This window comes from Selenomonas sp. AB3002 (assembly GCF_000702545.1).
Taxonomy (GTDB): Bacteria; Bacillota; Negativicutes; order Selenomonadales; family Selenomonadaceae; genus Selenomonas_B; species Selenomonas_B ruminantium_A.
Map to the genome: position 1 here is coordinate 146,316 of NZ_JNIO01000002.1, position 26,191 is coordinate 172,506.

The 26,191-nt window shown below is 54.2% G+C and carries 29 protein-coding genes; 7 read left to right on the forward strand and 22 right to left on the reverse strand.

The genetic code is table 11. From position 1 onward, the window contains the following. Window positions 1–1,161 carry an efflux RND transporter periplasmic adaptor subunit gene (locus P159_RS0100960; RefSeq protein WP_139283580.1) on the reverse strand — a complete coding sequence of 387 codons (1,161 nt, stop codon included), beginning with the start codon at window positions 1,159–1,161 and terminating at the stop codon, window positions 1–3. Window positions 1,162–1,358: 197 nt separating this feature from the next. Between P159_RS0100960 and P159_RS0100965 the strand changes: the two genes are divergently transcribed. Continuing rightward, window positions 1,359–1,796, forward strand: a complete 438-nt coding sequence (locus P159_RS0100965) for a MarR family transcriptional regulator (RefSeq protein WP_029540590.1) — start codon at window positions 1,359–1,361, stop codon at window positions 1,794–1,796. 63 nt (window positions 1,797–1,859) lie between these two features. On the opposite strand, the gene P159_RS0100970 is transcribed toward P159_RS0100965, so the two are convergent. The 17 genes from P159_RS0100970 to rsmD form a co-directional block, all read right to left on the reverse strand. Further along, window positions 1,860–2,654 (reverse strand): MBL fold metallo-hydrolase, encoded by a 795-nt coding sequence (locus P159_RS0100970; protein WP_029540591.1) that lies wholly within the window; start codon window positions 2,652–2,654, stop codon window positions 1,860–1,862. Between the two features lie 158 nt (window positions 2,655–2,812). Beyond that, window positions 2,813–3,778: a type I phosphomannose isomerase catalytic subunit gene (locus P159_RS0100975; RefSeq protein WP_029540593.1), complete on the reverse strand. Its 966-nt coding sequence runs from the start codon at window positions 3,776–3,778 to the stop codon at window positions 2,813–2,815. 102 nt (window positions 3,779–3,880) lie between these two features. Then, entirely contained in the window at window positions 3,881–4,597 is a 717-nt protein-coding gene (rnc, locus tag P159_RS0100980) for a ribonuclease III (RefSeq protein WP_029540594.1), read from the reverse strand. 15 nt (window positions 4,598–4,612) lie between these two features. Then, window positions 4,613–5,857: a beta-ketoacyl-ACP synthase II gene (gene fabF / locus P159_RS0100985; protein ID WP_029540596.1), complete on the reverse strand. Its 1,245-nt coding sequence runs from the start codon at window positions 5,855–5,857 to the stop codon at window positions 4,613–4,615. 99 nt (window positions 5,858–5,956) lie between these two features. Next, window positions 5,957–6,898 (reverse strand): nitronate monooxygenase, encoded by a 942-nt coding sequence (locus P159_RS0100990; protein ID WP_029540598.1) that lies wholly within the window; start codon window positions 6,896–6,898, stop codon window positions 5,957–5,959. A gap of 93 nt (window positions 6,899–6,991) precedes the next feature. Beyond that, window positions 6,992–7,225, reverse strand: coding sequence for an acyl carrier protein (locus P159_RS0100995; protein WP_029540599.1), 234 nt, complete (start codon window positions 7,223–7,225; stop codon window positions 6,992–6,994). A 55-nt stretch (window positions 7,226–7,280) separates the two neighbouring features. Next, complete coding sequence (gene fabG / locus P159_RS0101000) at window positions 7,281–8,024, reverse strand: 3-oxoacyl-[acyl-carrier-protein] reductase (protein WP_029540600.1); 744 nt, start codon at window positions 8,022–8,024, stop codon at window positions 7,281–7,283. A 1-nt stretch (window position 8,025) separates the two neighbouring features. Next, window positions 8,026–8,970 carry an ACP S-malonyltransferase gene (fabD, locus tag P159_RS0101005; RefSeq protein WP_029540601.1) on the reverse strand — a complete coding sequence of 315 codons (945 nt, stop codon included), beginning with the start codon at window positions 8,968–8,970 and terminating at the stop codon, window positions 8,026–8,028. Window positions 8,971–9,021: 51 nt separating this feature from the next. After that, window positions 9,022–9,969, reverse strand: a complete 948-nt coding sequence (gene fabK / locus P159_RS0101010; protein WP_029540602.1) for an enoyl-[acyl-carrier-protein] reductase FabK — start codon at window positions 9,967–9,969, stop codon at window positions 9,022–9,024. Beyond that, the gene (gene plsX / locus P159_RS0101015) at window positions 9,969–11,006 is read right to left on the reverse strand and encodes a phosphate acyltransferase PlsX (protein ID WP_029540604.1); all 1,038 of its coding nucleotides are present in this window, start codon (window positions 11,004–11,006) and stop codon (window positions 9,969–9,971) included. The genes fabK and plsX overlap by 1 nt, the downstream gene beginning before the upstream one ends. Before the next feature lie 177 nt (window positions 11,007–11,183). After that, window positions 11,184–11,741: a transcription factor FapR gene (gene fapR / locus P159_RS0101020; RefSeq protein WP_029540605.1), complete on the reverse strand. Its 558-nt coding sequence runs from the start codon at window positions 11,739–11,741 to the stop codon at window positions 11,184–11,186. Between the two features lie 415 nt (window positions 11,742–12,156). Continuing rightward, complete coding sequence (gene rpmF / locus P159_RS0101025; protein WP_029540606.1) at window positions 12,157–12,336, reverse strand: 50S ribosomal protein L32; 180 nt, start codon at window positions 12,334–12,336, stop codon at window positions 12,157–12,159. 30 nt (window positions 12,337–12,366) lie between these two features. After that, the gene (locus tag P159_RS0101030; RefSeq protein WP_029540607.1) at window positions 12,367–12,870 is read right to left on the reverse strand and encodes a DUF177 domain-containing protein; all 504 of its coding nucleotides are present in this window, start codon (window positions 12,868–12,870) and stop codon (window positions 12,367–12,369) included. Window positions 12,871–12,952: 82 nt separating this feature from the next. Continuing rightward, window positions 12,953–13,423, reverse strand: coding sequence for a nickel insertion protein (larC, locus tag P159_RS0101035; protein WP_051650026.1), 471 nt, complete (start codon window positions 13,421–13,423; stop codon window positions 12,953–12,955). A 31-nt stretch (window positions 13,424–13,454) separates the two neighbouring features. Then, on the reverse strand, window positions 13,455–14,087 hold the full coding sequence (locus P159_RS0101040; RefSeq protein WP_051650027.1) for an ATP synthase F0 subunit B: 633 nt from the start codon (window positions 14,085–14,087) through the stop codon (window positions 13,455–13,457). 78 nt (window positions 14,088–14,165) lie between these two features. Continuing rightward, window positions 14,166–14,648, reverse strand: a complete 483-nt coding sequence (gene coaD, locus P159_RS0101045) for a pantetheine-phosphate adenylyltransferase (RefSeq protein ID WP_029540612.1) — start codon at window positions 14,646–14,648, stop codon at window positions 14,166–14,168. Beyond that, complete coding sequence (rsmD, locus tag P159_RS0101050; RefSeq protein WP_029540614.1) at window positions 14,645–15,226, reverse strand: 16S rRNA (guanine(966)-N(2))-methyltransferase RsmD; 582 nt, start codon at window positions 15,224–15,226, stop codon at window positions 14,645–14,647. Before rsmD ends, coaD begins: the two co-directional genes overlap by 4 nt. Window positions 15,227–15,387: 161 nt before the next feature. Here rsmD and P159_RS0101055 point away from each other — a divergent pair, with 161 nt between their 5' ends. Both P159_RS0101055 and P159_RS0101060 read left to right on the forward strand, forming a co-directional pair. After that, on the forward strand, window positions 15,388–17,079 hold the full coding sequence (locus P159_RS0101055) for a DUF4127 family protein (RefSeq protein WP_051650028.1): 1,692 nt from the start codon (window positions 15,388–15,390) through the stop codon (window positions 17,077–17,079). Between the two features lie 154 nt (window positions 17,080–17,233). After that, window positions 17,234–18,631: an ATP--cob(I)alamin adenosyltransferase gene (locus P159_RS0101060; protein WP_029540617.1), complete on the forward strand. Its 1,398-nt coding sequence runs from the start codon at window positions 17,234–17,236 to the stop codon at window positions 18,629–18,631. 107 nt (window positions 18,632–18,738) lie between these two features. Here P159_RS0101060 and P159_RS0101065 read toward each other — a convergent pair whose 3' ends face one another. Continuing rightward, window positions 18,739–19,866, reverse strand: coding sequence for a DUF362 domain-containing protein (locus P159_RS0101065; protein WP_029540619.1), 1,128 nt, complete (start codon window positions 19,864–19,866; stop codon window positions 18,739–18,741). A gap of 234 nt (window positions 19,867–20,100) precedes the next feature. Between P159_RS0101065 and P159_RS0101070 the strand changes: the two genes are divergently transcribed. The 3 genes from P159_RS0101070 (at window position 20,101) to hydE (ending at window position 23,234) form a co-directional block, all read left to right on the forward strand. Continuing rightward, window positions 20,101–21,405, forward strand: a complete 1,305-nt coding sequence (locus tag P159_RS0101070; RefSeq protein WP_029540620.1) for a dicarboxylate/amino acid:cation symporter — start codon at window positions 20,101–20,103, stop codon at window positions 21,403–21,405. Window positions 21,406–21,543: 138 nt separating this feature from the next. Next, window positions 21,544–22,161, forward strand: coding sequence for a flavin reductase (locus P159_RS0101075; RefSeq protein ID WP_029540621.1), 618 nt, complete (start codon window positions 21,544–21,546; stop codon window positions 22,159–22,161). Beyond that, window positions 22,161–23,234, forward strand: coding sequence for a [FeFe] hydrogenase H-cluster radical SAM maturase HydE (hydE, locus tag P159_RS0101080; RefSeq protein ID WP_029540622.1), 1,074 nt, complete (start codon window positions 22,161–22,163; stop codon window positions 23,232–23,234). Before P159_RS0101075 ends, hydE begins: the two co-directional genes overlap by 1 nt. Window positions 23,235–23,271: 37 nt before the next feature. Here hydE and P159_RS0101085 read toward each other — a convergent pair whose 3' ends face one another. Then, window positions 23,272–24,057, reverse strand: coding sequence for a ZIP family metal transporter (locus P159_RS0101085; RefSeq protein WP_029540623.1), 786 nt, complete (start codon window positions 24,055–24,057; stop codon window positions 23,272–23,274). Between the two features lie 157 nt (window positions 24,058–24,214). Here P159_RS0101085 and P159_RS0101090 point away from each other — a divergent pair, with 157 nt between their 5' ends. Then, window positions 24,215–24,997, forward strand: coding sequence for a DUF6033 family protein (locus tag P159_RS0101090; protein ID WP_029540624.1), 783 nt, complete (start codon window positions 24,215–24,217; stop codon window positions 24,995–24,997). A 72-nt stretch (window positions 24,998–25,069) separates the two neighbouring features. Here P159_RS0101090 and P159_RS0101095 read toward each other — a convergent pair whose 3' ends face one another. Both P159_RS0101095 and P159_RS18985 read right to left on the reverse strand, forming a co-directional pair. Continuing rightward, window positions 25,070–25,381 (reverse strand): hypothetical protein, encoded by a 312-nt coding sequence (locus tag P159_RS0101095; RefSeq protein ID WP_029540625.1) that lies wholly within the window; start codon window positions 25,379–25,381, stop codon window positions 25,070–25,072. Between the two features lie 3 nt (window positions 25,382–25,384). After that, the gene (locus P159_RS18985; protein WP_029540627.1) at window positions 25,385–26,089 is read right to left on the reverse strand and encodes an EndoU domain-containing protein; all 705 of its coding nucleotides are present in this window, start codon (window positions 26,087–26,089) and stop codon (window positions 25,385–25,387) included. Window positions 26,090–26,191: the final 102 nt, after the last annotated feature.

A 26,191-nucleotide genomic window follows, 5' to 3' on the forward strand; every position in this document is an offset into this window, starting at 1 on the left:
TTATTTCTTGACAGTAGAAGCGTCGGGATCGAAAAGGGAAGTATCGGTATTCAGGGAGAAGCCCATTTCCTCAGGCGTCACCATAGTCACCGTAAGGTCCCTGCCCTCCTGCAGGTTGGTAAGGCCTTCCACCACCACAATATCGCTGGCATCGATGCCTTCCTTGATGATGTAGTAGCTGCCCACCTTTTCCCCAAGTTTCACGGTGCGGGCCTCGGACTTGGCATCCCCGTTCACTACCATGACAAAGGACTTGCCCAAGAGCTGCTGCACGGCACGCTGGGGCACCAGGATGGCTCCCGGCACAACCTCACCCGTGAGCTTCACCCGTGCGTACATGCCGGGGAGCAGGATGCCGTTGGGGTTGTCAAAGAGAGCCTTCAGGGTCAAGGTACCCGTATTATCGGATAAAGCGCGGTCAGACTCAGAAATGACGCCAGTGAGTGGATATTCCGTACCATCAGACAGGGTAAGGCTCACATTCACATTGCTGTTGGGATCACCCTGCTGCATGGCCTTGATGTTCATGAATTTCAGGAACTCAGTCTCGGAAATGGAGAACTGGGCATAGATGGGGTCAGAGGAACCGATGGTCACCAGAGTGGTGTTGCCGGCAGTGGCATAAGTGCCTACTGCCACGTCATCCACGGAGAGCTGGCCCGTCATGGGAGCATAAACCACCGTATCGTCAAGATCTTCCTGAGCCTTCTTCAGCAGGGCCGCATTGGCAGCAGCAGCAGCTTCATAGGCATTCACCTGAGACTGCTGGTTGGCCACAGTCTGCTCCGCTATGGCATCAGACTTCAGGAGTTCCTCATAGCGGTAGAGGTCTGTCTGGGCATTACTCAGATTGGCCTCGGCCTGAGCCAGATTGGCATGGGCGTTCAGCACCGCCGACTCATACTGGCGGGAGTCAATGCGGTACAGGGGCTGTCCCTCCACCACATACTGGCCGCCCTGGACATATTTTTCGATAATCTTGCCAGAGACCTTGGCCTGGACCTTCACCTCATCCTTGCCTACCAGGGAGCCTGCATACTCACTGGTGAGGGGCGTATCCTGCTGGATGACGTTCATGGCCTTCACCTGGGCACCGCCCTTCTGGGCCTGCTGCTGCTCCTTGCCGCAGCCAGAGAGCACCACGGAGAGGCAAAGGGCCATCACCAGGGCCAAAGCCTTCTTGTTTTTCGTCAAAAACAAAGCAAAAAACCTCCTTCATACTATAACTCAACAACTACAACGTTTCTGGAGATTAGTAAATAAGTGTTTACTATCAATGGATTATATAGTATTATACTGCTAAGGAAAAGTCAAGAAGCACATGACAAAAATCACCTTCTTGACAAGGAGGGACGGAAATGACCTTAAAAAATCCCGGGCATGCCCTTTCCAAAGACTTTTTGGAAACCCTCATGCTCATCCATGTGAATGTATTCCGCAACAAACAGCTGCCCCTGCCCCTCAATCAATATGTGCTGCTCATGTTCATAAATACAGAAGGAGCCATCACCAACAGCAGCGCCAGCGAGATGCTGAAGATTTCCAAGCAGCAGATGAGCACCGTGGCCGAGCGGCTCCTTGAGCAAGGCTATATCAGCAAGAACACCGACTGCCGCGACCGCAGGCGCTGCCTGCTGGAGCTGACGGAAAAGGGCAGGGAGATCATCAGGCAGCAGAACGAATACGTGCGGAAAAAATTTGAAGACAGACTGCAAAAGCTCTCCGGAGAAGAACAGCAGCAGCTCTCAGAAGCTATCAACTGCCTGAAAAACTCCATCGACCGCATGTTTTCCTAAAAAAAGAACCGGACTACCTGGGAAACCTGGTACTCCGGTTCTTTTTTCATCCTCCAAGCAGGCTCAAAGGTCAATCACCTCAAGGTCATCCGGCACGAAAATCTTACCGCCGTAGTACTTCGCCGCCTCTGTGCTGTAATCCTGCTTGCGTGTGGCTATATGTTTATCTTCCGTATGATAGAGCACCAGATTCCTGACTTTTAATTCTTCAGCCAGTTCGCTGGCCTCCTTCACGGTGCTGTGGTTCTTTTCATAGGGCTTGAAGACTTCCCTATCCTCATAGCGGCAGAAAGCCTCCGCCAGCAGCCAATCAGCCCCTGCCGCATACTCCCTGTCATGCTCATTGTAAGGCTCATCCCCCAGGCAGACGAACTTCATGCCATCGGGGAAAACCAGCCGGTAGCCAAACTGCTTGGCCTTGGTAGAGCAGATATCAAAGGCGGTGAGATTGGCAAAGGGCAGCTCCACGCTTTCCCCGTCCTGCACCTCATGCACCAGGATATCCGTCCCCACCCTGGCAAAATCCTTCTTCTTCAAGGTCATCTTCGTCATGGTGATGAGCATGTCCTTCACCACATCATGGCAATAAATGTGAAACTGCCCCTCGTACTTGCCCTTGTTCATCAGGTCAGCCACCTTGCGCATGACCCAGATGACCCCCAGCACATGATCAGTATGGCCGTGGGTCACAAACATGTGGTGGCAGTCACCGAATTTGAAGGGAGTCTCCTCCAGCTGGCGCAGGATGCCATTGCCGCCCCCCGCATCAGTCAGGAACAGCCCCTGCTCCGTCTCCAGATAAAAGCAGGTATTGAAGCACTTGGTAGCCATGGCAAAGCCAGTCCCCAAAACATACATCTTCCGCACAAAAACGCCCCCTCTAATCGCACCAAAGACTCATGCAACCGGCCCCCAAGGATGGGGGCCAAAGGGCCTTTGAATTCAGGATGAATTCAGGCCCAAAGGTTTTCTTTTGGTACTTTTCTTTGCATCAAAGAAAAGTACAAGCCGCCCCCTTACTTCTCAACTAAAAGGCACTCACCCTCACCAGAGAGTCTGTAATCCTCCATGCCCACCGGCAGGAAAACCGTCTCCCCCTTGGCAAGCTCAGTATCCTTGCCGCCGCAGACCAGCTTCAAACTGCCGGACAGCACCGTCAAAGACTGGAAAGACTCCCCGGGAGCCTTGAAATCCGCCTCACCATCAACCTCCAGATGATAAGTCGTGAAATAATCGCACTTAGCCAGCAGCGACACCCTGCACCCTTTCAGCAGGTCAATTTCTGCCAAGGGCCTCGTATTTAGCGGCAGCGGTTTCCTCCTGGTCACTGCCAAGGCCTTGCCGATATGCAGGGGCCTAGACTTGCCGTCTGCCCCCACTCTGCCGTAATCGTAGACGCGATAAGTGGAATTGGAGCTCTGCTGCACCTCGCAGATGAGAATGCCTGCCCCGATAGCATGCAGTGTCCCCGCCTCGATGAAGAACACATCCCCCTTGTGCACCGGCACCTGGCGGCAGACCTCCAGCAGGGTGTCCTCCTCAATGCGGTTCCTGAACTCCTCCTTGGAAATCTCCTTCTCAAAGCCGTAGATGAGCTTCGCTCCAGGCTCGGCATCCAGCACATACCACATCTCCGTCTTGCCCTGCTCACCTTCCACCCGCTGGGCGTATTCATTGTCCGGATGCACCTGCACAGAAAGGCTGTCCCTGGCATCGATGAACTTGATCAGCAGGGGGAATTCCGCCAGCCCCTGACATTTCGGCCCCAGGATCTGCTGCCCCTGTCGCTCAATGTATTCCCTCAGAGTCAGGCCCTTGTCCTCCCCCTCGGCAATGATGCTCTCTCCGTCCTTGTGGCAGGAAAGCTCCCAGCTCTCCGCCACCTTCTCCATCTCCGAGGCCTTGCCGTACTCCTCCCGCAGGCGGTTGCCCCCCCAAAGATAGTCTTTAAGCGGTGCCTGCAGCTTAACAGGATAAAGCATATATCTTCCTCCCCTTCATAATCTAGTCACATTTTAGCACAAATTACAGACAACAAAAAGAGGTGGAAGCTGTGATTATCTTCCACCTCTAAATATGCAATTTCAGCCCTTCCATTTAGCCAAGGCTGCCCTGGCGGCCTGCTGCTCTGCCGCTTTCTTGCTGCGGCCGGAGCCTTCGCCGTAGGGCACGCCGTCCACCAGCACCCGGCTGGTGAAGATCCTTTCGTGAGGGGGGCCGGACTCGCCTGCTTCTTCGTAGGTTATGACCTTTTCCGGGTCCTTGTGTACCAGTTCCTGGAAAGTGGTCTTGTAGTCCGTCAGGATCTCCCCTACCCGGCTGGCCTGCTGGAATTCATGGGAAAGCTGCCTCACCACGTAGTCTTGGGCAGTCTCCCAGCCCTGGTCCTCATAGATGGCGCCGATAACGGCCTCGAAGGCATCCTCCAGATTGGTCTGGCGGTTGCGGCCGCCGCCCATTTCCTCCCCCCGGCCCAAGAGCAGATGCTCACCCAGCTTCAGGTCTTTGGCCAGGCGGGCCAGAGTCTCCGAGCGCACAATGCTGGCCCGGATCTTGGTAAGCTCGCCCTCGGGAAGGTTTTTGAAATGACCATACAGATAAGTGCTGGAGGCAAGCTCCAGCACTGCGTCCCCTAAGAATTCGAGACGTTCATTATGGTCAGTCTTCCTTTTCGCCTCATTGGCGTAGGAGGTATGGGTGAGTGCCCGGTCCAGCAGGGCAAGGTTCCTGAACTTCACGCCCAGGCTCCCCGCCAGCTTTTCCAGTTCCTCACGCCTTTCCTCAGAAAGGAATTCAGACATATCTGTTCCTCTTGCTTACTCAGCGTACTTCTTCAGCAGCAGGCAGGCATTGTGGCCGCCGAAGCCGAAGGAGTTGGACATAGCTGCGCGCACGGTCTTGGCCCTGGCCTTGTTCGGCACATAGTCAAGATCCAGTCCCTCGTCCTGAGTCTCATAGTTCATGGTGGGAGGCATCATATCATTTTCCACAGTCAGGGCAGTGGCAATAGCCTCCACGCCGCCGGCAGCACCCAGCAGATGGCCGGTCATGGACTTGATGGAGGACACGGAAACCTCCTTGGCAGCCTCGCCCCAAACAGCCTTGATAGCCTCGCTCTCACCCTCGTCATTCAGGTGGGTGGAGGTGCCATGGGCGTTCACATAGTCAACCTCGCTGGCCTTCATGCCTGCATCATCCAGAGCCAGCTGCATGCACTTGGCCTGATAGGTGCCATGGGGAGCAGGGCTGGTCATGTGATAAGCGTCGGAGTTGGCGCCATAGCCAATCACCTCGGCGTAGATATGAGCGCCGCGGGCCTTGGCGTGCTCCAGGCTCTCCAGCATCACAATGCCTGCGCCCTCGCCCATGACGAAACCGCTGCGGTTCTTGTCGAAGGGACGGGAAGCATGAGCAGGATCATCGTTGTGATTCATGCAGAGGGCCTTCATGGCAGCGAAACCTGCCACAGCAGCGGGAGAAATGCAGGCCTCGGTGCCGCCAGCCAGCATGGCATCAGCATCGCCGCGCTGAATCACGCGGAAGGCATCACCGATGCAGTTGGTGCCCGTAGCGCAAGCCGTCACCACGCACTCAGAGGGGCCGTGGAGGCCGAACTGGATAGCCACATGGCCGGTGGCCAGGTTGGCAATCATCATGGGGATGAAGAAGGGGCTGATGCGGGAAGGACCCTTGGCAAAGAGCTTCTCGTACTGGCTGTGCATGGTCTCGATGCCGCCGATGCCAGCGCCGATGTAAGTGCCGATGCGGTCACGATCTGCTTTCTCAAGATCAATCCCGGAATCCTCAATGGCCAGCTTGGCTGCAGCCACAGCGAACTGGGCATAGCGGTCCATGCGCTTGGACTCCTTCTTGTCGATGTAATCAGCGGGATCGAAATCCTTCACCTCGCCGGCGATCTGGGCGCCGTACTCGGAAGCATCGAAACGGGTGATCTTCTCAATGCCGTTCTTGCCCTCCAGGAGTCCCTTCCAGAATTCGTCCTTGCCGATGCCGATAGGGGTGACGGCACCAAGGCCGGTGATAACTACGCGATTCTTCACAACAAATCTCCTCTCGCAATTGAAACCGTTCTCAAAAAACTTCAAACAAGGTTCCTAATCAACAGAATAGGGCGCGCAGAGCACGCCCCCCATTTCCTCTTAGATTGCCGCTACCTCAGCCTTGAGCTGCTCAAAGATATCATGCACGCTCATGATGCTCTTGATAGTGGGCAGACGCTCTCCCGTAAAGACCAGCCCCGTCTCCACATCGCCCTGCTGAGCCCTGATCAGGGAGCGGATGATGCAGAAATTGTGCTTGCAGGCCTTCAGGCAGGCATCACAAACCGTCGGCGGCACGGGCCCTTCCAGCACCTTGGCGGTGAAGGGAGTGCGCACGGCGCGCCCAGGAAGTCCCACAGGACTGTGGATGACCACTACGTCCTCGGGCTTGGATTTCAGATAATATTCCTTCAGGGCCGGTGCGCCATTGGCCTCCTCAGAAGCCGCAAAGCGGGACCCCATCTGGACGCCATTGGCACCCATGTTTATCAAATCAACGACATCCTGACCGGAAAGGACACCGCCGGCTGCAATCACCGGCAGCTTCACAGCTGCACGTATATCCGGGATAAGGTCCCTCACAGAGGTGTCCGTTCCCAGGTGGCCGCCAGCCTCCTTGCCCTCTACCACAATAGCAGTAGCGCCAAGACGCTCGGAAATCTTTGCCAATTTAACTGACGATACAATCGGTACGATAGGCGTGCCGGATTCCTTGCCCAGGCCGAACATATCACGGGAGAACCCCGCACCAGCTACCACAAGGTCAATGCCCTCATCGATGGCAGTCTTCACTACCTCTGCAAAGTCGCGGGCAGCCACCATGATATTGATGCCGATAATGCCTTTGGTAAGGGAACGAGCCAGTCTTATCTCGTAGCGCAGTTCGTCATGGGACATTCCGGATGCAGCAATGAGCCCAATGCCACCCTCGTTAGCTACCGCAGCAGCCAGACGAGCCGTTGACAGACGAATCGCCATTCCTCCTTGGATAATAGGCATTTTTGCGATTTTCGTGCCAATTTTCAGCTCTGGAAGCTTCAATGTTACTCCTCCAATCAATCTCCCCTCTTGACAAAATCCCGCGAAACTGAAGTTCACGGGATTTTTCAAAAGGTAAGACGCCCAAAACTATTGTCAGTCTTTGTTCTGGTCGATGTAGGTAACTACATCCTGAACAGTCTTGATCTTCTCAGCAGCCTCGTCAGGAATCTCGATGTTGAATTCCTCCTCGAAAGCCATGATCAGCTCCACGATATCCAGGGAATCAGCACCAAGATCATCGATGAACGTAGACTCGATTGCTACCTCATCAGCCTCAACACCCAGCTGCTCAACCACGATATCTCTTACTTTATCGAAAGTAGACATGAAGTTTCACCTCCTTAAATTGGTGTACTTGCAAAAGTACCTAATATAGATAATATCACATTACCATGCCACCGTCTACATTGACGATCTGGCCTGTGATATAAGCTGCATTTTCGCTCACCAGGAAGAGGACAGCATTTGCCACATCCTCAGGCTGGCCTTCCTTCTTCATGGGGATAGTGCCCAGGACAGCTTCCTTGGCCTTCTCATTCATAGCGTCAGTCATGTCCGTGGCTATGAAGCCCGGAGCCACCATGTTCACGGTGATGCCGCGGGAAGCAAGCTCCTTGGCGGCAGACTTGGAGAAGCCGATAACGCCAGCCTTGGAAGCTGCATAGTTGGTCTGACCGGCGTTGCCGGTAAGGCCTACCACGGAAGCCATATTCACGATGCGTCCGCTGCGCTTCTTCATCATGAGCTTGGCCACAGCCTTGGTGCAGTAGAAAACACCCTTCAGATTGATGTCCACCACAGCCTCGAAGTCCTCGTCCTTCATACGGGCCAGCAGGCCGTCACGGGTAATGCCGGCGTTGTTCACCAGGATATCGATGGTGCCGAAAGCCTCAACGACCTTCCCGACCATGGCTTCCACAGCGTCCTTGTCAGCCACGTTAGCCTGCACCAGGATGGCCTCGCCACCCATCTTCTCAATCTCAGCCTTGACTTCTTCGGCCTTGGCCTGGCTGCCGGAGTAATTCACAGCAACCTTGGCGCCCTCGGCGGCCAGCTTCAGGGCCACAGCCCTGCCGATGCCCCGGGAAGCACCTGTAACAAGCGCAACCTTTCCGTCTAAAAGCATATTAGCGGACCTCCTTGAAATAGTCAAGCGTTTTTTGCAGGGACTCCATATTTTCTACGTTGAGGCTCTGGATAGCCTTGTCAATACGGCGGTTGAAGCCGCAGAGAGTCTTGCCGGGGCCTGCCTCCACAAAGGTGTCGGCGCCGAATTCCTGCATGGTCTTGACGCAGTCAATCCACTTCACAGGATTATCTGCCTGCTTCACCAGGTTCTCCTTGATCTCCTCAGCCTTGGTCTGGAGCTTGCCCGTATAGTTTGCCACTACCGGGAAAGCCGCATCATGGAGAGCTACCTTGTCAAGCTCTGCGGAGAGCTTCTCAGCAGCAGGCTTCATGAGCGTGCTGTGGAAAGGTGCAGAGACAGGCAGGATTACGGCCTTCTTGGCACCAGCTTCCTTCAGGGCCTCCACGGCTGCCTCAACACCTGCAGTGGTGCCGGCAATGACCGTCTGGCCCGGGCAGTTGAAATTCACGGCCTGCACTGCACCCTTGGCTGCCGTTGCCTTCTCGCAGGCGTCCACGATGACCTCATCAGAAAGGCCGATGATGGCAGCCATGCCGCCCTCGCCTACAGGTACAGCCTCCTGCATGAACTGGCCGCGCTTGTGCACCAGTACCACTGCATCCTGGAAGGACAGCACGCCTGCTGCCACCAGGGCGGAATACTCGCCCAGGCTGTGGCCGCCAGCCACCTCGGGCTGAATGCCATTTTCCTTCAATACTTCATTGGCAATGACGCTCATGGTGAGGATAGCAGGCTGGGTATTGGCCGTGAGCTTCAGGTCCTCTGCAGGACCCTCAAAGCACATATTCATAATGGAATAACCAAGAGCTTCGTCTGCTTCCTTAAAAATCTTCTTGGCTACATCATAATTATCATAGAAATCCTTGCCCATGCCGACAGCCTGGGCACCCTGACCGGGGAATACAAATGCCAGTTTATTCAAAGCAATGCCTCCTAGAAAGATAAGCAGGAAACTTCTTATTGCAATAACCTATTACTTGCAGGTTTCCTCAATGCCAGTGATGACCTTGGGCAGGCCGTTCACGATATCTTCAATGATGGTCTTGACAGGCTTGATGTCATTCAGCATGCCGGAAATCTCGCCAATCATGACAGAACCGTTCTCCACGTCACCTTCATGGGTAGCGCGGCGCAGGCTGCCTGCACCCAGCTTCTCAAGTTCTTCAGCAGGTGCCTGGGCGGCCTCCATCTCCTCGTACTTGCGGGAAAGCTTGTTGGCCAGCACCCGGGCAGGATGGCCCAAAGAGCGGCCGGTGACCACAGTGGAGCGGTCCTTGGCCTTCAGCACCATCTTCTTGTAATTCTCATGGGCAATGCACTCCTCAGAGAGGACAAAGCGGGAGCCCATCTGCACAGCCTGTGCCCCCAGGGCAAAGGCTGCTGCCATGCCGCGGGAGTCGCCGATGCCGCCTGCACCGATGACAGGCACGTCCACGGCATCCACCACCTGGGGCAGGAGCGCCATGGTGGTGATTTCACCGATATGGCCGCCGGACTCAGTGCCCTCAGCGATGACAGCATCAGCACCGATGCGGGTCAGGCGCTTGGCCAGAGCCACAGAAGCCACCACGGGGATGACCTTGGTGCCGATTTCCTTCAGGGCGGGCAGATACTCGCCGGGATTGCCAGCGCCAGTGGTGACCACGGCCACGCGCTCGTCGATGACCACCTGCATGACCTCCTTGACAAAGGGGCTCATGAGCATGATGTTCACGCCGAAGGGCTTGTCCGTCCAACCCTTGCACTTCTGGATCTCAGCCCGGAGGATGTCAGGCGGCATATGGCCTGCACCAATAATGCCCAGGCCGCCGGCATTGGATACTGCCGAAGCCAGCTCAGCCGTGCCGATCCAGGCCATACCACCCTGGAAAATCGGGTACTTTATGTTGAGTAGCTTACAAATCGCATTGTTTTCAAACATCAATCATTATCCTCCTTAGAGCCGTCAGTGACCAGCTGCTCCTCTTCCTGGAGTGCCTCCTGGATATGGGTGAGGACGCTCCCTTCCACATAGTCTTTCGCCACGCCGATGGCGCTGCAGATGGCCTTCGCATTGGATGAGCCGTGGCTGATAAGGCAGCAGCCGTTAACGCCAAGGAGGGGCGCGCCGCCGTACTCGCTGGCATCCAGTTTCTTGCCCAGCTTCTTCAGAGTGGGCATCAGCAGGAGTGCTCCCAGCTTCGGCAGTATGCCTCCTTCTTTCACGGCATCCTTAATCAGCTTCATAATGGTCTTTGCCAGACCCTCACCAAATTTTAGCACAACATTGCCAACAAATCCATCACAAATTACGACGTCGAAATTCCCCTTGGGAATATCCCTGCCTTCTGCGTTGCCCTGGAAGTTGATGGTGTGCATGGTCTTCAGTATCTGGTAAGTAGCCTTGGCCTGCTCGTTGCCCTTGGTTTCCTCCTCGCCGATATTCAGGAGGCCCACCCGGGGGCTCTTCCTGCCGAAAACATATTCGGCATAGATGGAACCCATGATGCCGCTCTGCACCAGATGCTCCGGCTTGGAATCAACATTAGCGCCGGAGTCCAGCAGGAGAGTCACCCCCTTGGGGGTTGGCATGGGAGTGGCAATGGTAGGACGGCCTATGCCCTTGATGCGGCGAAGGATCAGCTGGGCTGCCGTCACAGCTGCCCCGGTGCTGCCTGCGGAAAGTACCGCATCACAGACGCCGTCCTTCACCAACCTGGTAGCCACCACTACTGAGGAATCTTTCTTTGTGCGCACAGCGTCAGCAGGATGTTCATCCATCCCGATGACCTGTGTGGTGTGATGAATAGTGATGCCCAGTTTCTCCCAGCCATCTTCTCTTTTCAATACCTCACGAATCTGAGGCTCATCTCCCACCAGTACGATCTCACAGCCATATTTTTTTGCTGCCCTGACTGCACCAAATACAATCTGTTCCGGCGCATAGTCTCCGCCCATGGCATCGACTGCAATCTTCACGCTGCCGCCTCCTAGTAAATTAATAAATCCAACCCAAGACTATTCAATCTTCAGCCCATGGATGGGCGTTCTGCGGCCGTCCGATTTTACGGACGAAATCGCGGCCGCTGTTTCTTTTGGTTCGTTTTCTTTGCGTCAAAGAAAATGAACAACCGAAACAAAACAAAGAGGGCAATCTTATTCTCCCCAAGATACCATAATAAACTTGGCTCGAAAAACCTCTTGCGTCTCATTGCGGGTCTTCACCCAGACAAAATACTTATTGCCCCGCACCCTTACGATCTCTGCCTTGGCAATAAGTTTTTCGCCCACATGCACAGGCACCTTGTACTTGACGTTGGCCACTCCCGTCACTGCCATAGGCGCATCAATCACCGCTATGGCCAGGGAATTGGCCTGTGAGAACATGTATTGCCCCTTGGCAATCTGCGTCTTGGCGAAAACCATATCCTCAGTGATGCGCAGGAGAGAAATCCCCGAATGACCCAGTTCCAGGTCGATAAGCTCGCCTACCACTTCACCGCTTCTGAGCGCCTTCACCTTGTTCTGAGCCGTTTCCGCCATCTTGCGGATACGCCCCCTGAGTTCCGGGATGCCCAGCTCCAGCCTGTCCAGCCTGATGGTCTGGACACTGACGTCCAGATTCTTGGCCAGCTCCTCATCAGTGAGGAAAGGCTTGTCCTTCACCTGAGCCAGCAAAAGCTGCTGCCTCTCCTTCTTCTTCACCCGTGCCATGTTCTCACCTCCTTTTAGTACCTGCTGCTACTATCTCATATAATGGACTATTATAAAGGGTATGTCTTAAAAATGCAAGGGTCATGTGTCATGAAAATAAAGTTGTTCGACTGTACATTCTTGGTGGACAGACTTAATATTGTTATACTTACGATCAGTTTTTTCATATAGGAGAATTGCGTTTCTAGCAGATCTTACCTCCACCGCTTGCGGGGGAGGGGGACCGGCGAAGCCGGTGGAAGGGGGAATCGAAGTCGTAACGTTACCCTCACACCCCTTCCACCGCCTAACGGCGGTCCCCCTTCCCCGTTTCACGGGGCAGGTAAGACCTACGATTTACGAAACAATTCTAAAATCAGCTATTCTCGCGCACATGAAAAAAGAGCAGAACCTCGCGGTTCTGCTCTATATAGCCTTACTCAGCGGCTGCGATGACCTCTTTGCCATCATAGTAGCCACACTCAGTGCACACATGATGCGGCATCTTGGGCTCGTGGCACTGGGGGCAGGAAACGAAACCAGGGGCCTCCAGCTTCCAGTTGGCACGGCGGCTGTCACGACGAGCCTTGGACATTTTACGCTTTGGAACTGCCATGTCGGATACACCTCCTTCAAGGTACTTCTATCAGTCTTCCTTATTTATCAGTTGCTGTAATGCTGCCAGGCGGGGATCCGGGACGAAGCGGTCGCAGCCGCAGTCGCCTTCATTGAGGTCAGCCCCGCACACCGGGCAAAGGCCCTTGCAGTCGGGCCGGCAAAGATTGCTGAGGGACTGGGCTGCCAGGACGGTATCCCGAATCATATCCGTGATATCAACATAGTCCCCATCCACCATCAGGCCTTCAGGGTTCTCTTCCCCAGCTTTCTGGAATTCCTCCTCAAAGCTGAGAACCTGCTCTTCCTCACAGTCCTTCAGGCAGCGGTCACAGGCAAAAGCCTTGACCGCCTTGATTTCCCCAAAAACACGATAACAGACGCCCGTATAGACCAGGCTGCCCCGGACACTGATTTCTCCCACAAAGGAAAAATCCTCCCCCGTTGCCCCCAGATCTTCTGCGGTCGTCTGATAGGCGAAGGGAATCTCCTGTCCCAGGCTCCCTGCCGCCTCAGCAATACTCATTTTCATCATTTCAGCATCAACCTCAGATATTATAATACTTTAGACCAGTTTTTGCAACAAAAAGATAACTGTAACTTCAGCCCATGGCAAGCTAGTCTCCCAGCCTTGCTTCAAAGGCGCGCATAGCTTCCTGCTGCACAAGTTTCAGCGGCACTTTCTTCTCTCTGGCCGCCCGGCAACAGTCCTCATACTCAGGAGCCACATTGATGAGATGGCCGCCATAAGCACTGACCTTGCAGGTAATATCCCCATATTTGGTATCCACTTTGGCCAGATGGCGGTCAGCTTCCAGCCTTTCTTCAATACGCCGCACCCTGATGCCGATGCTGGTGGTTTCCCTGAAGATAATACTGGCACAAGCGTCCTTCTTATCCTCGCTTGCCAGCACAGAGAGCATCTGCCCCGGGCGGTTTTTCTTCATATAGATAGGAGTCGTCCACACATCCCTGGCCCCGGCCTCAAAAAGCCTGTCATAGAGATAGCCATAAATTTGGGGATTCATGTCATCAATATTGGTTTCCAATAGCAGAAGATTATCTGCTGCCCTGACCTCTTCCTGCATGAATATCGCCTCCCGGCATGAGCCTGTGCCCTTATTCTTCGATAGGCTGGGGAGCCGCAGCCGGATGATTGTTCACCGGATGGGGCTGGTTCATCTGGCTCTTGGCCTGCTGCAGCACCGTCAAAGCCTGCTGCAGGCCAGCCTCAGCCTGACGCACACCCTGGAAGGTGCTGCTGACATGGGCTATGAGCTGGTCAAAAACCTGATTGGCATAGCTGTCGGCATCACTCTGCAGCTGGGTGGCATTGGCCTGGGTGCGCTCCATGATCTCCCTGGCCTGGGACTGAGCCTGCTCCATAAGGGTGCGGGCCTTTTCCTGGCTCTCCGTCACCGTGGCTTCGGCCTGGCTGCGGGCTTCGGCCATGATTCTTTCTGCCTCGCCACGGGAGTTCCTGATGATTTCCTGCTCATCCGTGATGCGCTGGGCGTATTTCTTGGCCTCTTCCACAATGCGTTCAGCTTCCTTCTGAGCTTCCTCAAGTATGGCATTCTTATTGGCCTTGATGGCATTTGATTCTTCCAGCTCGCTGGAAACGTCATGGCGCAGCTCGTCCACATAATGGATCAGGTCGCCATCACTGACCATGGTCTTTTCCGTGAAAGGCACGCGACGGGCCCCAACCACCAGATTCTCTATCCTATCCAATGATTCAAAAACTGACATAAATATTGCTCCCTTTCTTTTCCCTAATTATATCCATCTGTCACTCTGTACAACCAGTCAGAAACTGTATTTCAGAAATCACATCTTTTCGTGATGCTCCAGAATAGCCCGCTCCACACAATCTGGCACCAGGCCGTGTATCTCTCCGCCGAAATGCACCAGTTCCCTTATCCCTGAAGAACTGACAAAAGAGTATTCCGGGCGGGTAAGCAGGAACACCGTATCAAGCTTCTTGTCCAGATGCCTCAGCATATAGGCTTCATTCTGCTCATATTCCAAATCCTTCACGGAGCGTACTCCCCGGACGATGATATGGGCGTCGTGCTCCTCCATGTATTTGGTCACCAGCCCCGAGAAGGAATCCACCTTCACATTGGGCAGGTGTCTGACAGCTTCCTCAATCAGCGCAACGCGCTGTTCCACTGGCAGGAAAGGGTTTTTAAGCATATTGTTGAAGACGCAGACAATAAGCTCATCAAACATGACACTGGCCCGCTCAAATATATCAATGTGGCCGTTGGTCACCGGGTCAAAGCTCCCGGAGCAGATGGCTCTCTTCATTCTCCTGCCTCCTCACAAGCTGCCAGATAATCTTTTCGCTGGAAGAAACTCAGCTGGGTGGTGTGCCCATAGCGCTTATTCAGCACCAGCTGGAGCTTCTCCAACTGCGGGTACTTATTTTCATCAGCCCCGTGCTCCACCACCAGTATGCCCTCATAGGCAAGCACATCATTTTCATCCAGGACCTCCAGCGCCCTTTCCCATAGCCCCCTATGATAAGGAGGGTCACAAAAGATCAGGCTGAAGCTGCGGCCGGCGGCAGAGAGGCGGCTGAGGGCGCTGTACACATCACAGCCCATGACCTCGGCCCTGTCTGCCAGACGAGTGTGGCGGGCATTCTCGCTGATCAGGCCTGCGGTGGCCTTATCCACCAGCACGGCCCCTTCCGCCCCCCGGGACAGGGCTTCCAACCCCAGGCTGCCGGTACCGGCAAAGATATCCAGCACCGTCCGGCCCTCAATCATCCTGCCCAGGATATTGAACAGGGATTCCTTCACCCTGTCGGCTGTGGGCCGGGTGTCCTGCCCCTTGGGGGTCTTCAGTTTTGCGCCCCGGGCGCTGCCCGTGATAATCCGCATTTCCTGCTCCATTCCGGCGGTGCCTGCAATGGTTGCACCCGCCAATCTTCTTACACAGAAAACATTCTATCATATTTTTTCGTTTTCGTGAACAGTTCTATGACGTATAATATCATATATGTATGGTTATTCATCCACAAATTCAGCAAAGGAGCCTTGCCTTGCTTAAAAATAAAAACCTTGCCTCTCTCACTCTTATCCTGCTTATAACAGCTTTCGCCTTAGGCGTCTGGCACTTGCACACCCCTGCTCCCGCTGGCACCCCCCTGCCCCTGCCCCAAATCCCGCCAAAGGCAAAAATCACCCTGCTGCCCCTGGATGGCCGCCCTCCCTGCCGCCAGTTTGTCATCAATGGCGGCAGGATTGCAGGGCTTGAAGTTTCCGTGCCTCCAGGCGAACTGCAAGACTACTACTCACTGCCAGGCAACACTCAGAGCATGAAAGAATGGCTGATGAACGACCTCAGCGATTCCTCCGCCGCCCTTATCTCCATTGACCAATTGCTCCACGGCGGGCTGCTGGCTGCCAGAGAAAAAAATGCCAGCCATGCAGAAGTGGACAGCCTGACAGCATATCTGAGGAACCTGCACGAAAAATATCCCGCTGTCCCTCTCTACGCCTTTTCCATCCTGCCGCGCCTCACCCCCCAGGACAGCATTGACGGCTACCAGGAACGGAAAGACCTGACAGCCTACTCCCGCCTGGCCGGCAGAAAAGCCGCCGGGCTGGCAGTTGATGAAAACGAACTCAGGCGGCTTGAAGAAGCCATCCCGCCCCAAAGCCTTTCAGCCTATCTGGCCCACTTCAAGGAAAATGAATACCTCAATCAGAAACTTATCGACCTGACCAGGGAGGGCATACTCACCAAGCTGGTCCTGGGACAGGACGACGGCGAAGCCTACAGCATTCCCAATATAGAGAAAAGCGCCCTGCTGGGCTACATAGCTGCCAGCGGCCTGGACAGCTCCCGTGTATTCCTCACCCACGGGGCAGACGAGATTGCCCTTACCCTGCTGGCAGGCATCGAAAATCAGCGCACAGGCTTTGCTCCCAAAGTCTTCCTTGACTGCAACACCCCGGAAACACTGCAGAAGATCATGCCCTATATGGCTGTGGACATGGAGACCACCGCCCGGGAGAAGATTGCCCTGCTGGGGGGCGAAGAAACCAACAACCCCGAAGAAGCAGATTTCATTCTCTTTATGTCAGCCATAGACAACAAGGAGGATACCTTGAAAAGCCGGGCAAAAAGCACCGCCCGGCTGAATAAATATCAGCTGGCAGGAAAGCAGCTGGCCATCGTTGACCTAAGCCAGCACTTCACTGGCAGCGAATGCCTTTTCCCCCAGCTCCTTGAGGAAGATTTTCCCGTCAGCAGCCTTGCCGCCTACTCCGGCTGGAACACCGCCAGCAACTCCATCGGCACCGCCAGCAGCCAGGCCTCCCTGTACCTCGCCGCCCTCTCAGCCTGTGAGGACAAAGACGAAGTCATGCAGACGGCCTACGCCCAGAGCGCTTTCCTGCAAGGGCGGATCATGGAAGACTACTTTTATCTCAAGCAGGACATCGACGAAGTGAACAACAGCCTGAAAAAAGCCGGCTACACCAACACAGCCGACCTTGACCTGGAGCACAACTACCGCTGGGCCACCGCCATGCTGCAGAAGTCCCTCAACGAACATCTGTCAGCCTACCAAAACACCCGTGCCGCCCGCGCCCCCTACCAAGTGGCATGGCAAAAGGGCGAGCTCACGCTCGCCCTCCATCATCTGAAAATAGACGTATCCTTCCCCTGGCCCCGGACCTTTGAGGTTAATCTGCTGGCGTATCCAGAACTGTATCAGATACCTTAACCTGTCTGCCAATGGTGTAACACCGAAGAAGATGTTGCCCTTTAAAAAGTCAGCCGCCAAATGGAGCGGCTATTTTCTTTTCGTTTATTCTGTTGTAAAATATAGTAAATAGCGATTTAGTAACTCACTATTTACTAAAAAGGAGATGAGAAATATGCAGCAGTATGATTTCATTGGAAGAGAAAAGGAACTGGCCAGATTAGATAAAATGTACGACAGCCAGACACAGGAAGCCACATTGATTTATGGGCGGCGACGTGTAGGCAAAAGCGAACTGATAAAGCAATTTGTCCAGCAACACGTTGATGATGCCATATATTTTGAGTGCAAGCAGACTACTGAATCAAATAATGTAGCAACTCTTGGAGAATTAGTTTCCGATAAAATGCAACTTCCCCCTCTAGGATTCGCTAATATAGAGCAATTGCTAGATTTCGTGTTCAAGCAGGCCTGTGCGAGAAAGATTATCCTGGTCTTGGATGAGTATCCTTATCTGCAAAAGATAGTAACCGGCTTGGACAGCATCTTGCAGGCACTGATTGACAAGTATAAGAACCATTCACAGATTAAGCTGATATTATGCGGTTCCTTTGTGGACACCATGAAAAAACTGCTCCTGCGGCATAATCCTTTGTACGGGCGTATTTCTACAGTGCTCAATCTGAAGCCAATGAACTACCTGGAGTCAGCAAACTTCTATCCATCTTTTTCCCGCGACGACAAGGTGCGGCTCTATAGCGTGTTTGGTGGAATCCCTTACTACAACAGCCTCATAGATGAGCGCCTGTCAGTCAAAGAAAACATCATGGAGCTGATTGCCCTGCCAGGTGCCCGCCTGGAAGACGAGGTTTCCATGTACTTAAGCACTGAGCTTGCCAAGATAAACAGTGCCAATGAAGTGTTTGAGGCCTTGACCAGAGGCTTTTCCAAGTTTAGCGATATCCTGTCCCAGTCCCACTTATCCAGCAGCGCATTATTATCTGATGTCTTGAAAAAACTTATGCTGATGGATATGGTTGACAAAGAAGCCCCCATAAATGACGCTAACAATAAAAAAAAGGCTGGCTATTTCATCAGCGACAATATGTCCATGTTCTTTTATCGGTATATTTTTCGCTATGCCTCCCAACGGCGCATTATGAATCCCGAAATCTTCTACCAGCGTTACATTGAGAGTGATTTTGAGCAATTCTATGTACCCAAAAGGTTCGAAGACATTTGCAAGCAGTTCCTTATCCTGAAAAATCAACAGGGCGAAATGGATGAACCTTTCGAGGCCATAGGCAAATACTATTACGATCTGCCCAAGGAGCATAAAAATGGCGAATTTGACGTAGTGACCAAGGATGACCGTGGCTATGCTTTCTATGAGGCAAAGTTCCGTGATGCCCCTGTTTCAAATGCCATGATAGAAAAAGAAATCCAGCAAGTGAACTCGAGCGGCTTGTACTGCTATCGCTATGGATTCTTTTCTAAGTCAGGGTATGAAGAAATTTCCCGCTCTGATGTGGTCAAATATACCTTGGATAACCTGTATCCTGAGCACCTATAAAGCTGCAAGCAACAAAGCTGCTTGAACGTAATATGACAGTCAGCAAAAGCCGCCTCGCTGAATAAAGCCAGCAAGGCGGCTTTCTCAGTATATGCTGTTATGAAGATTTACTTTATCTTCACCAACTCATACTCCCGGGAACCAAGCCCAATCTTCTCCGCGTGCTCCAGAGTTTCCTTCCAATGCACGTTGGGATTGCTGTCCATGAAGTGGTCGTGGTGGCACTGCCAGTCGGGCTTTTTCAGATTGTCTGACAGCTGGCTGTTGGGCATGGGCTCTGCCTGCTGGCAGGCATCAACGCAGGCCTGGTCCAGGGCCACCGGGTCAAAGGAAGCAAACATGCCGATATCCGGCAGGATGGGGGCATCGTTCTCCCCGTGGCAGTCGCAGTTGGGCGAAATGTCTCTCACGATATTGATATGGAAGCAGGGGCGGTCCTGGCAGACAGCCTGGGCGTATTCTGCCATCTTCCTGTCCAGCAGATTGCCCGCATCCCACTGCACAGTCTCGATGGCATCGAAGGCGCAAGCGCCGATGCAGCGGCCGCAGCCCTTGCAAAGGTCTGGATTGATATAAGCCTTGTTATTCTCATAGGTGATGGCATCGGAGCCGCACTCCCTGGCACAGCGGCGGCAGCCCTTGCAGAGTTCTGCGTTCACCTCTGGTTTGCCGGAAGAATGCTGCTCCATCTTTCCTGCTCTGCTGCCAGAGCCCATACCGATGTTCTTGATGGCACCACCGAAACCAGTCATCTCATGGCCCTTGAAATGGGCCAGGCTGATGAAAACATCCGCATCCATGATGGCCCGGCCAATCTTGGCCTCCTTGACATACTCACCATTCTTGACAGGCACCTCAGCCTCATCCGTACCCCTGAGACCATCGGCGATGATGATCTGGCAGCCCGCCGTGAGAGGATTGAAGCCATTGATATTGGCACAATCCAAATGCTCCAGAGCATGCTTGCGACTGCCGGGATATAGGGTGTTGCAGTCCGTCAGGAAGGGAATCCCCCCTGCTTCCTTCACCATCTCTGCCACAGCCCTTGCATATTGGGGACGCAGGTAAGCCATATTCCCCAGCTCACCGAAATGCATCTTGATGGCGGTGAACTTGCCCTGGAAGTCAATCTCCTTGGTCATGCCAGCCACCTTGCAGAGACGTTGCAGCTTCTGCATCAGGTTGGTCTGCAGGTCAGTGCGGAAATCCGTGAAATAAACCTTTGCCTTTGACATTTGGGACTCTCCTTTTACATATACACAAACACTACACGCTTAGTCATATTATAACGCAAATGTTCTCATTTTTCCAAAGATAATATTTACTTCTCAGAGTTTATTTGCCTATCAAAATAGTAGATAAAAGAGTAGACATTTATCCCGTTTATATATATAATAGCAAGCAAGTCATTTATTTTTCATTTTCAACTCAATTATGCAATCATCCGTACACAAGAAAGGAGCATTCTTATGTCTGAAAAGAACAACCTGCGTGAGCAGGCCCAAAACATCATTCAGACCAGCCGAAAGCAAGGCAATGGCAAAACCTTCCTGCTGTGGCTGGGAGCTTTGATCCTGGGCGCCATCCTGGGCTGGGTAGGCCCCGCCCCCCTGATTTCCTTCTTCGACTTCATCGCCACGGTGTTCACCCGGCTCTTCCAGTTCATCGCCGTGCCCACCATCGCCCTGGCTGTCATCACTACCCTCTCCAGCCTGGGAGCACAGAAGGAGACCCGCAAGATCTTTGCCCGGGCCCTCTCCTACACCCTGCTGACTACGTTCGCGGCGGCAGCAGTGGGCCTGCTACTCTACCTCTGGATTGAGCCTGGCAACCTGCCCGCCGAGGCCATCGGCGCAGGAGCCAGCGCCATTCCCATGGACAAGGTGGGTTCTCTCTCCTACTATGACCACTTCCTGAAGGTCATCCCCAACAATGTGCTCCAGCCCTTCCTGGCTGGCAATGTGCTCTCCGTGCTCTTCATCGCTGCTGCCGCAGGCCTGGGGCTGGCCTTCATGCCCAGGACCGAGAACCGGGAAGTGCTGCTGAAAGGCATTGCAGGCCTGCAGGAGCTTCTCTTCACCCTGATCCGCGGCCTGCTCTACATCCTGCCCTTCGGCATCCTGGCTTTCTCCGCCCAGCTCTCTGCCCAGATTGAGGCAGGCGTCATCGTAGGCGCCCTGGGCAAATACGTGGCAGTTGTCATGGGCGGCAACCTCATCCAGTTCTTCATCGTGCTGCCCCTGTTCCTGGCTCTCCGGGGACTCAACCCCCTCCAAGTCCTGAAGAAGATGTCCCCGGCCATTGCCGTGGCTCTCTTCACCAAGAGTTCCGCCGCCACCCTGCCGGTGACCCTGGCTACGGCCGAGGAAAACCTCAAGGTGAGTCCCAGGGTTTCCCGCTTCGTGCTGCCCATCTGCACCACCATCAACATGAACGGCTGTGCCGCCTTTATTCTTGTAACGTCACTTTTCGTCATGCAGAATGCCGGTTTTGAGCTGACCCTGCCCACCATGATTTCCTGGCTCTTCGTAGCTGTGCTGGCCGCCGTAGGCAACGCCGGCGTCCCCATGGGCTGCTACTTCCTGACTCTCTCCCTCATGTCCTCTCTGGGCGCTCCCCTGGGGCTCATGGGCATCATCCTGCCCATCTACGCCGTCATCGACATGATTGAGACAGCAGAAAACGTCTGGTCCGACTCCTGCGTCTGCGCCATGACCAACAACGACCTGAAGGACAGCCTGCCGGAGAGTGCACCGGCATCAAGTTCAATCTGAAATGACATTTGAGCTAACGGCTTCTCTGCCAAATTTGCGGAGAAGCCGTTTTGCTTCTAAAGTCCTATAGCCAAATACTTCCCAGTAAGTTATAATACAGATATATCTGAATTTTCTCTTCTGATAGGAGGGCCACTTATGAATCCGAAAGCCATGTTCAACATTTCCTATGGCCTATACGTCCTCACCGCCAATCTTGACGGCAAGGACAACGGGTGCATCATCAACACCGTCACCCAGGTCACCTCAGACCCCAACCAGATCACCATTGCCGTGAACAAGAGCAACTACACCCGGGACATGATTGCGGCCAGCAAGAAATTCACTGCCTCCATCATCAGCCAGCAGGCGGACTTCGAGCTGTTCAAACGCTTCGGCTTCCAGTCCGGGAAGAATGTGGACAAATTCGCGGGCTTCACTGCCACCAAACGCCTGCCCAGCGGCGCCCTGCTCATAGACGAAGGCACCAATGCCTATATCTCCGGCTACGTCACCCAGGAAATCGACCTGGGCACACACAGCCTTTTCATCGCCAGCGTCACGGATATGGACGTGCTGAATGATACCCCCTCTGCCACCTACACCTACTACCACCAGAACATCAAGCCGAAACCCCAGGCAGCCCCCAAGAAAGATGGCAAGACCATCTGGCGCTGCACCATCTGCGGCTATGAGTATGAAGGCGACGAACTTCCCGCAGATTTCATCTGCCCCCTCTGCAAGCACCCCGCTTCGGACTTTGAGAAGGTAAACTGATGACCGAAAAGAACCTTATTTCCCTGCTGACCAAACTTGAACGGACACAAGACCTTAGCGATGAGGAATTTGCCTCTCTCCTGGAGGCAGATTCCTCTGCTTTTTGCGCGGAACTTGCCCTGCGGGCCAGAAACACCCGGGAAAGATACTATGGCAAGGACGTATATATCCGCGGGCTCATAGAGTTCACCAACTACTGCCGGAACAATTGCTATTACTGCGGCATCAGGCGCGGCAATGAAAGAGCCCAGCGCTACCGCCTGACCTGCGAAGAAATCCTGGCCTGCTGCAAAGCAGGCTATCAGCTGGGCTTCCGCACCTTCGTGCTGCAGGGCGGCGAGGACAGCTATTTCACCGACGAGAGGCTGGCCGGGCTTATCCGCGCCATCAAAAAAAGCCATCCCGACTGCGCCGTCACCCTGTCTGTGGGTGAACGGGAGCGGGACAGCTATGAGAAACTCTTTGAGGCGGGGGCAGACCGCTACCTGCTGCGGCACGAAACAGCTGACAAGGCCCACTACGAAAGCCTGCACCCGGCAGGAATGTCCTGGGAGCACCGCCTGAAGTGCTTGCGCGACCTGAAAGCCATCGGCTATCAGGTGGGCTGCGGCATGATGGTGGGTTCTCCTGGGCAGACTACGGCTCACCTCATCAAGGACTTCCGGCTGTTGCAGGAACTGCAGCCGGAAATGGTGGGCATCGGTCCCTTCATCCCCCAGCAGGACACGCCCTTTGCTGACCAACCAGCAGGCACAGCAGAACTCACCCTGCGGCTGCTCTCCATAATCCGCCTGCTTCTGCCCCAGGTGCTGCTGCCTGCCACCACCGCTTTAGGCACCATCGACCCCCGGGGACGGGAAAAAGGTCTGCTGGCCGGAGCCAATGTCCTCATGCCCAACCTGTCCCCTGTCTCAGTGCGGAAAAAATATGCCCTGTACGACAACAAGATCTGCACAGGCGAAGAAGCCGCCGAGTGCATCAGATGCCTTTCAGGACGAGTTGCCTCCACAGGCTTCCATATCGTAAAAGGCCGGGGCGACCACCCCGGCTTCAAAAGAAAAGAGGGACGCTGACGCCCCTCTTTTTGCATGCTGCCATATCTGCCAAAACTTACCCCAGCGCCACATCCAGCGCCATCATCAGCGTAAATCCAAGGGCAAAGGCCAGCACCCCTACATTGGAATGGTGGCCTGAGGACATCTCAGGAATAAGTTCTTCCACCACCACATAGAGCATGGCCCCTGCCGCAAAGGCCAGCAGATACGGAAGCACCGGGATTACAAAGCTGGCCGCCAGGATAGTCAGCAGCCCTCCTATAGGCTCCACCACACCTGAGAGCATGCCCCCCAGGAAAGCCTTATGGCGGCTCATGCCCGCTGCCCTCAAAGGCAGGGAGATGATGGCCCCCTCGGGAAAGTTCTGTATGGCAATACCCACAGACAGCGCCAAAGCTCCTCCCAGGGTAACATCGGCAGTCCCTGAGATCCACCCTGCCAGCACCACGCCTACCGCCATGCCTTCAGGGATATTGTGCAGAGTCACCGCCAGCACCAGCATGGCAGATTTTGGCAGCGAGCAGCTGGGGCCCTCTGCCTCCTCCGAGTCCAGATGCAGATGGGGAATGAAATGGTCAAGGGCCAGCAAGAAAAGCGTCCCTGCCCAAAAGCCAATCACCGCAGGAAGGAAAGCCAGCTGCCCCAGCTGCCCCGAAGCCTCCATGGAGGGAATCAAAAGACTCCAGACAGAAGCCGCCACCATGACCCCCGCGGCAAAGCCCATAAGCCCCTTTTGCACCAGAGGATTGAGCTCATCCTTCAGCACATACACCCCTGCCGCCCCCAAGGCAGTGCCCATAAAAGGCAGCAGCAACCCCTGCAATACTTCCAAAGATAACATAAATGCCTCCAAAATCAGATGTCAGAGATAATTTCCTCATTACTATTTCCTCCCCGCAGGAGAAAAATCCTCCCTCCCCCTTAACCTTTGCCACCCAAATAACGATATAATGATATGGAGAAACGGACTTCTATGGCATCCAAAGGAGGAATGGGCCATGGCAAACTCAATCAACAATAATTTCCTGCTTCGCTATAAGAGTACAGAGCAGCTGGGCAAGAACATGTTCAAAGGCAGCAAGGAAAAGGCCTCTGAGGCCAAAGATCCTCTGGCCCAGTTCGGCGGCAGCGCCTCCGTGGAGCTTTCCCAGGAAGGACTGGCCTTAGCCGTCCAGCAGAAAAATGCCAAAGATGACAGCGGCGAAGGTTCCGGGGGCGTGAAGTCCGGCGAGGAAGCCCTCTCCCCCAAGGCTCAGGATTTCCTGGCCAAGCTGCGGGAGAAATACGGGGACTATGATTTCTTCGTAGCCGATAATGTAGAAAATCCCCTGGACTTCGACGGCGCCGGCAACAGCAATAAGAGATACTACGTCATCCTCTCCAATGAGGAGCTTGAAAAGATGGCAGATGACGAAGAGTACGCGAACAAAGTCATGGGCCAAGTGGAAAAGGCCATTGGCGTAGCAGACAAGCTGGAAAAAGATGGCAAGCTGGGCGAGGGTGTCTCCTTCAGCAAGATTGCCATCACCATCGATGCCGAAGGCAACATGAAGCTCTTCGCCGAACTGGAGCGTGCCTCCCAGGAACAGCAGGAACGCCTGGAAAAGGCCCAAGAAAAGAAGGAAGAGGAAGCCGCCAAGGCTGACAAGGAAAAGGAAAAAGAAGCAGAAGAAGAACAGCCGCCTCTTTCCCTCCAGCACACGCGAATCGAAGCTGACTCCGAAGATGAATTCTGGGAAAAGATCCTGGGCATCGACTGGAGCAAGATTGCCTTTGACTGAACCATTCAGAAATTTAAAAGGCTTCTGTTGCCGACTATGGCAGCAGAAGCCTTTGTTTTCGTGGCAGGGAAACTACTCCTCCAGCAACCCCACATATTTTTCCACCAGGACCTTGAGCTCCGCCAACGGAAGCGAGCATTCCCTGTCGGTAATGTCATTGATCACTTTCGCCCCGCCACCTGAGGCTTCCACCCTGAATACATTGCCGGCAAACTCAGCCGGAACAGATGCTTTTTCACAGTCTGACAGGAAAGAAAGCAGCTCTGCCCCGAAATTCCTGGCCTCTGCCAGCAGGAATTCCCCCAGCAGGGCATACTCCCTATCCTCAAAGGCAAAGACCGGCACAGCCTGCCTGCCTTCCCTTTTCACTTTGTATTTCAGCATGGGCTACTCCTTCCTGTAGATGGGATAGGCAGTGAGGATTTTCTTTTGGTCGTTCAGGTACATATCTATCTCCAGATCCCCGCTGTAGCCAATCCAAAGCTCACCATGGGGATTGTCCGAATTCCCCAAAGCATCCGCATAGGCTGTATTGATAGCATCCACCACTTCCTGGGGTGTCCAGCCATCAGGATAGAAGGAACTAAAGCCGTTCTTCTGCACGCCATCCACCTCCACCTTGGCGGTGAAGACACCGTGCCTGTCCTCCTTGGAGCGTGTCCCCGGCAGAATCCTGCCCCGGCTGCCCTCCACCTTGTCATAGTGATACCCAGTGGCCTTGCCCTTCTTGTTGATGGTGCCGTCAAAGATATGCTCCAGTGCGCCCCTGGCAAAGACTTCCGTGTTCCTGAGCCTCTTGATATCCTGCATGGTATAACTTGCTGCACTGCTATCCTTGCCAGTCTCCTGTTTTCTCGCCTCTTCCCTGGCGATTTCCCGCATTCTCGCCGCTTCTCTGGCAGCAGCCTCCTGCTCCCTGGCCGCTGACTTTTCCTCAAGAAGCTTGCGCCCTGCCTCTGCCTGCTGTGACTGCACCTCAGCAGAACTGCTCACCGTGCTGCCGGCCTCCTCCTGCCCTCCGCAACCGGAAGCCAGCGCCAGCATAAGCGTGACAAATACCGCCAGCAGCACACTGCTGCACCATTTTTTCATGCTGTTTCCCCCTCGTATAATCATTTTCCAAGTAAGTATTTCACCCTGCTGCTTGAAAATCCTCCCTCCTGCCACAATAAGCCCTTTCCAACAGCTCTGAGA

Bases quoted from the DNA above. Each gene is read 5' to 3' on its own strand.
- P159_RS0101075 (WP_029540621.1), top strand. From the start codon at position 21,544: ATGAATCCGAAAGCCATGTTCAACATTTCCTATGGCCTATACGTCCTC.
- rpmF (WP_029540606.1), bottom strand. From the start codon at position 12,336: ATGGCAGTTCCAAAGCGTAAAATGTCCAAGGCTCGTCGTGACAGCCGC.
- P159_RS0101090 (WP_029540624.1), top strand. From the start codon at position 24,215: ATGGCAAACTCAATCAACAATAATTTCCTGCTTCGCTATAAGAGTACA.
- P159_RS18985 (WP_029540627.1), bottom strand. From the start codon at position 26,089: ATGAAAAAATGGTGCAGCAGTGTGCTGCTGGCGGTATTTGTCACGCTT.
- larC (WP_051650026.1), bottom strand. From the start codon at position 13,423: ATGCAGGAAGAGGTCAGGGCAGCAGATAATCTTCTGCTATTGGAAACC.
- P159_RS0101085 (WP_029540623.1), bottom strand. From the start codon at position 24,057: ATGTTATCTTTGGAAGTATTGCAGGGGTTGCTGCTGCCTTTTATGGGC.
- coaD (WP_029540612.1), bottom strand. From the start codon at position 14,648: ATGAAGAGAGCCATCTGCTCCGGGAGCTTTGACCCGGTGACCAACGGC.
- P159_RS0100970 (WP_029540591.1), bottom strand. From the start codon at position 2,654: ATGTATGTTTTGGGGACTGGCTTTGCCATGGCTACCAAGTGCTTCAAT.
- fabK (WP_029540602.1), bottom strand. From the start codon at position 9,969: ATGTTTGAAAACAATGCGATTTGTAAGCTACTCAACATAAAGTACCCG.
- rnc (WP_029540594.1), bottom strand. From the start codon at position 4,597: ATGTCTGAATTCCTTTCTGAGGAAAGGCGTGAGGAACTGGAAAAGCTG.
- P159_RS0101070 (WP_029540620.1), top strand. From the start codon at position 20,101: ATGTCTGAAAAGAACAACCTGCGTGAGCAGGCCCAAAACATCATTCAG.
- P159_RS0100995 (WP_029540599.1), bottom strand. From the start codon at position 7,225: ATGTCTACTTTCGATAAAGTAAGAGATATCGTGGTTGAGCAGCTGGGT.
- P159_RS0100960 (WP_139283580.1), bottom strand. From the start codon at position 1,161: ATGGCCCTTTGCCTCTCCGTGGTGCTCTCTGGCTGCGGCAAGGAGCAG.
- hydE (WP_029540622.1), top strand. From the start codon at position 22,161: ATGACCGAAAAGAACCTTATTTCCCTGCTGACCAAACTTGAACGGACA.
- P159_RS0101040 (WP_051650027.1), bottom strand. From the start codon at position 14,087: ATGTCAGTTTTTGAATCATTGGATAGGATAGAGAATCTGGTGGTTGGG.
- P159_RS0100965 (WP_029540590.1), top strand. From the start codon at position 1,359: ATGACCTTAAAAAATCCCGGGCATGCCCTTTCCAAAGACTTTTTGGAA.
- P159_RS0101030 (WP_029540607.1), bottom strand. From the start codon at position 12,870: ATGATGAAAATGAGTATTGCTGAGGCGGCAGGGAGCCTGGGACAGGAG.
- P159_RS0101095 (WP_029540625.1), bottom strand. From the start codon at position 25,381: ATGCTGAAATACAAAGTGAAAAGGGAAGGCAGGCAGGCTGTGCCGGTC.
- P159_RS0101065 (WP_029540619.1), bottom strand. From the start codon at position 19,866: ATGTCAAAGGCAAAGGTTTATTTCACGGATTTCCGCACTGACCTGCAG.
- fabG (WP_029540600.1), bottom strand. From the start codon at position 8,024: ATGCTTTTAGACGGAAAGGTTGCGCTTGTTACAGGTGCTTCCCGGGGC.
- fapR (WP_029540605.1), bottom strand. From the start codon at position 11,741: ATGGCACGGGTGAAGAAGAAGGAGAGGCAGCAGCTTTTGCTGGCTCAG.
- rsmD (WP_029540614.1), bottom strand. From the start codon at position 15,226: ATGCGGATTATCACGGGCAGCGCCCGGGGCGCAAAACTGAAGACCCCC.
- P159_RS0101060 (WP_029540617.1), top strand. From the start codon at position 17,234: ATGCAGCAGTATGATTTCATTGGAAGAGAAAAGGAACTGGCCAGATTA.
- P159_RS0100975 (WP_029540593.1), bottom strand. From the start codon at position 3,778: ATGCTTTATCCTGTTAAGCTGCAGGCACCGCTTAAAGACTATCTTTGG.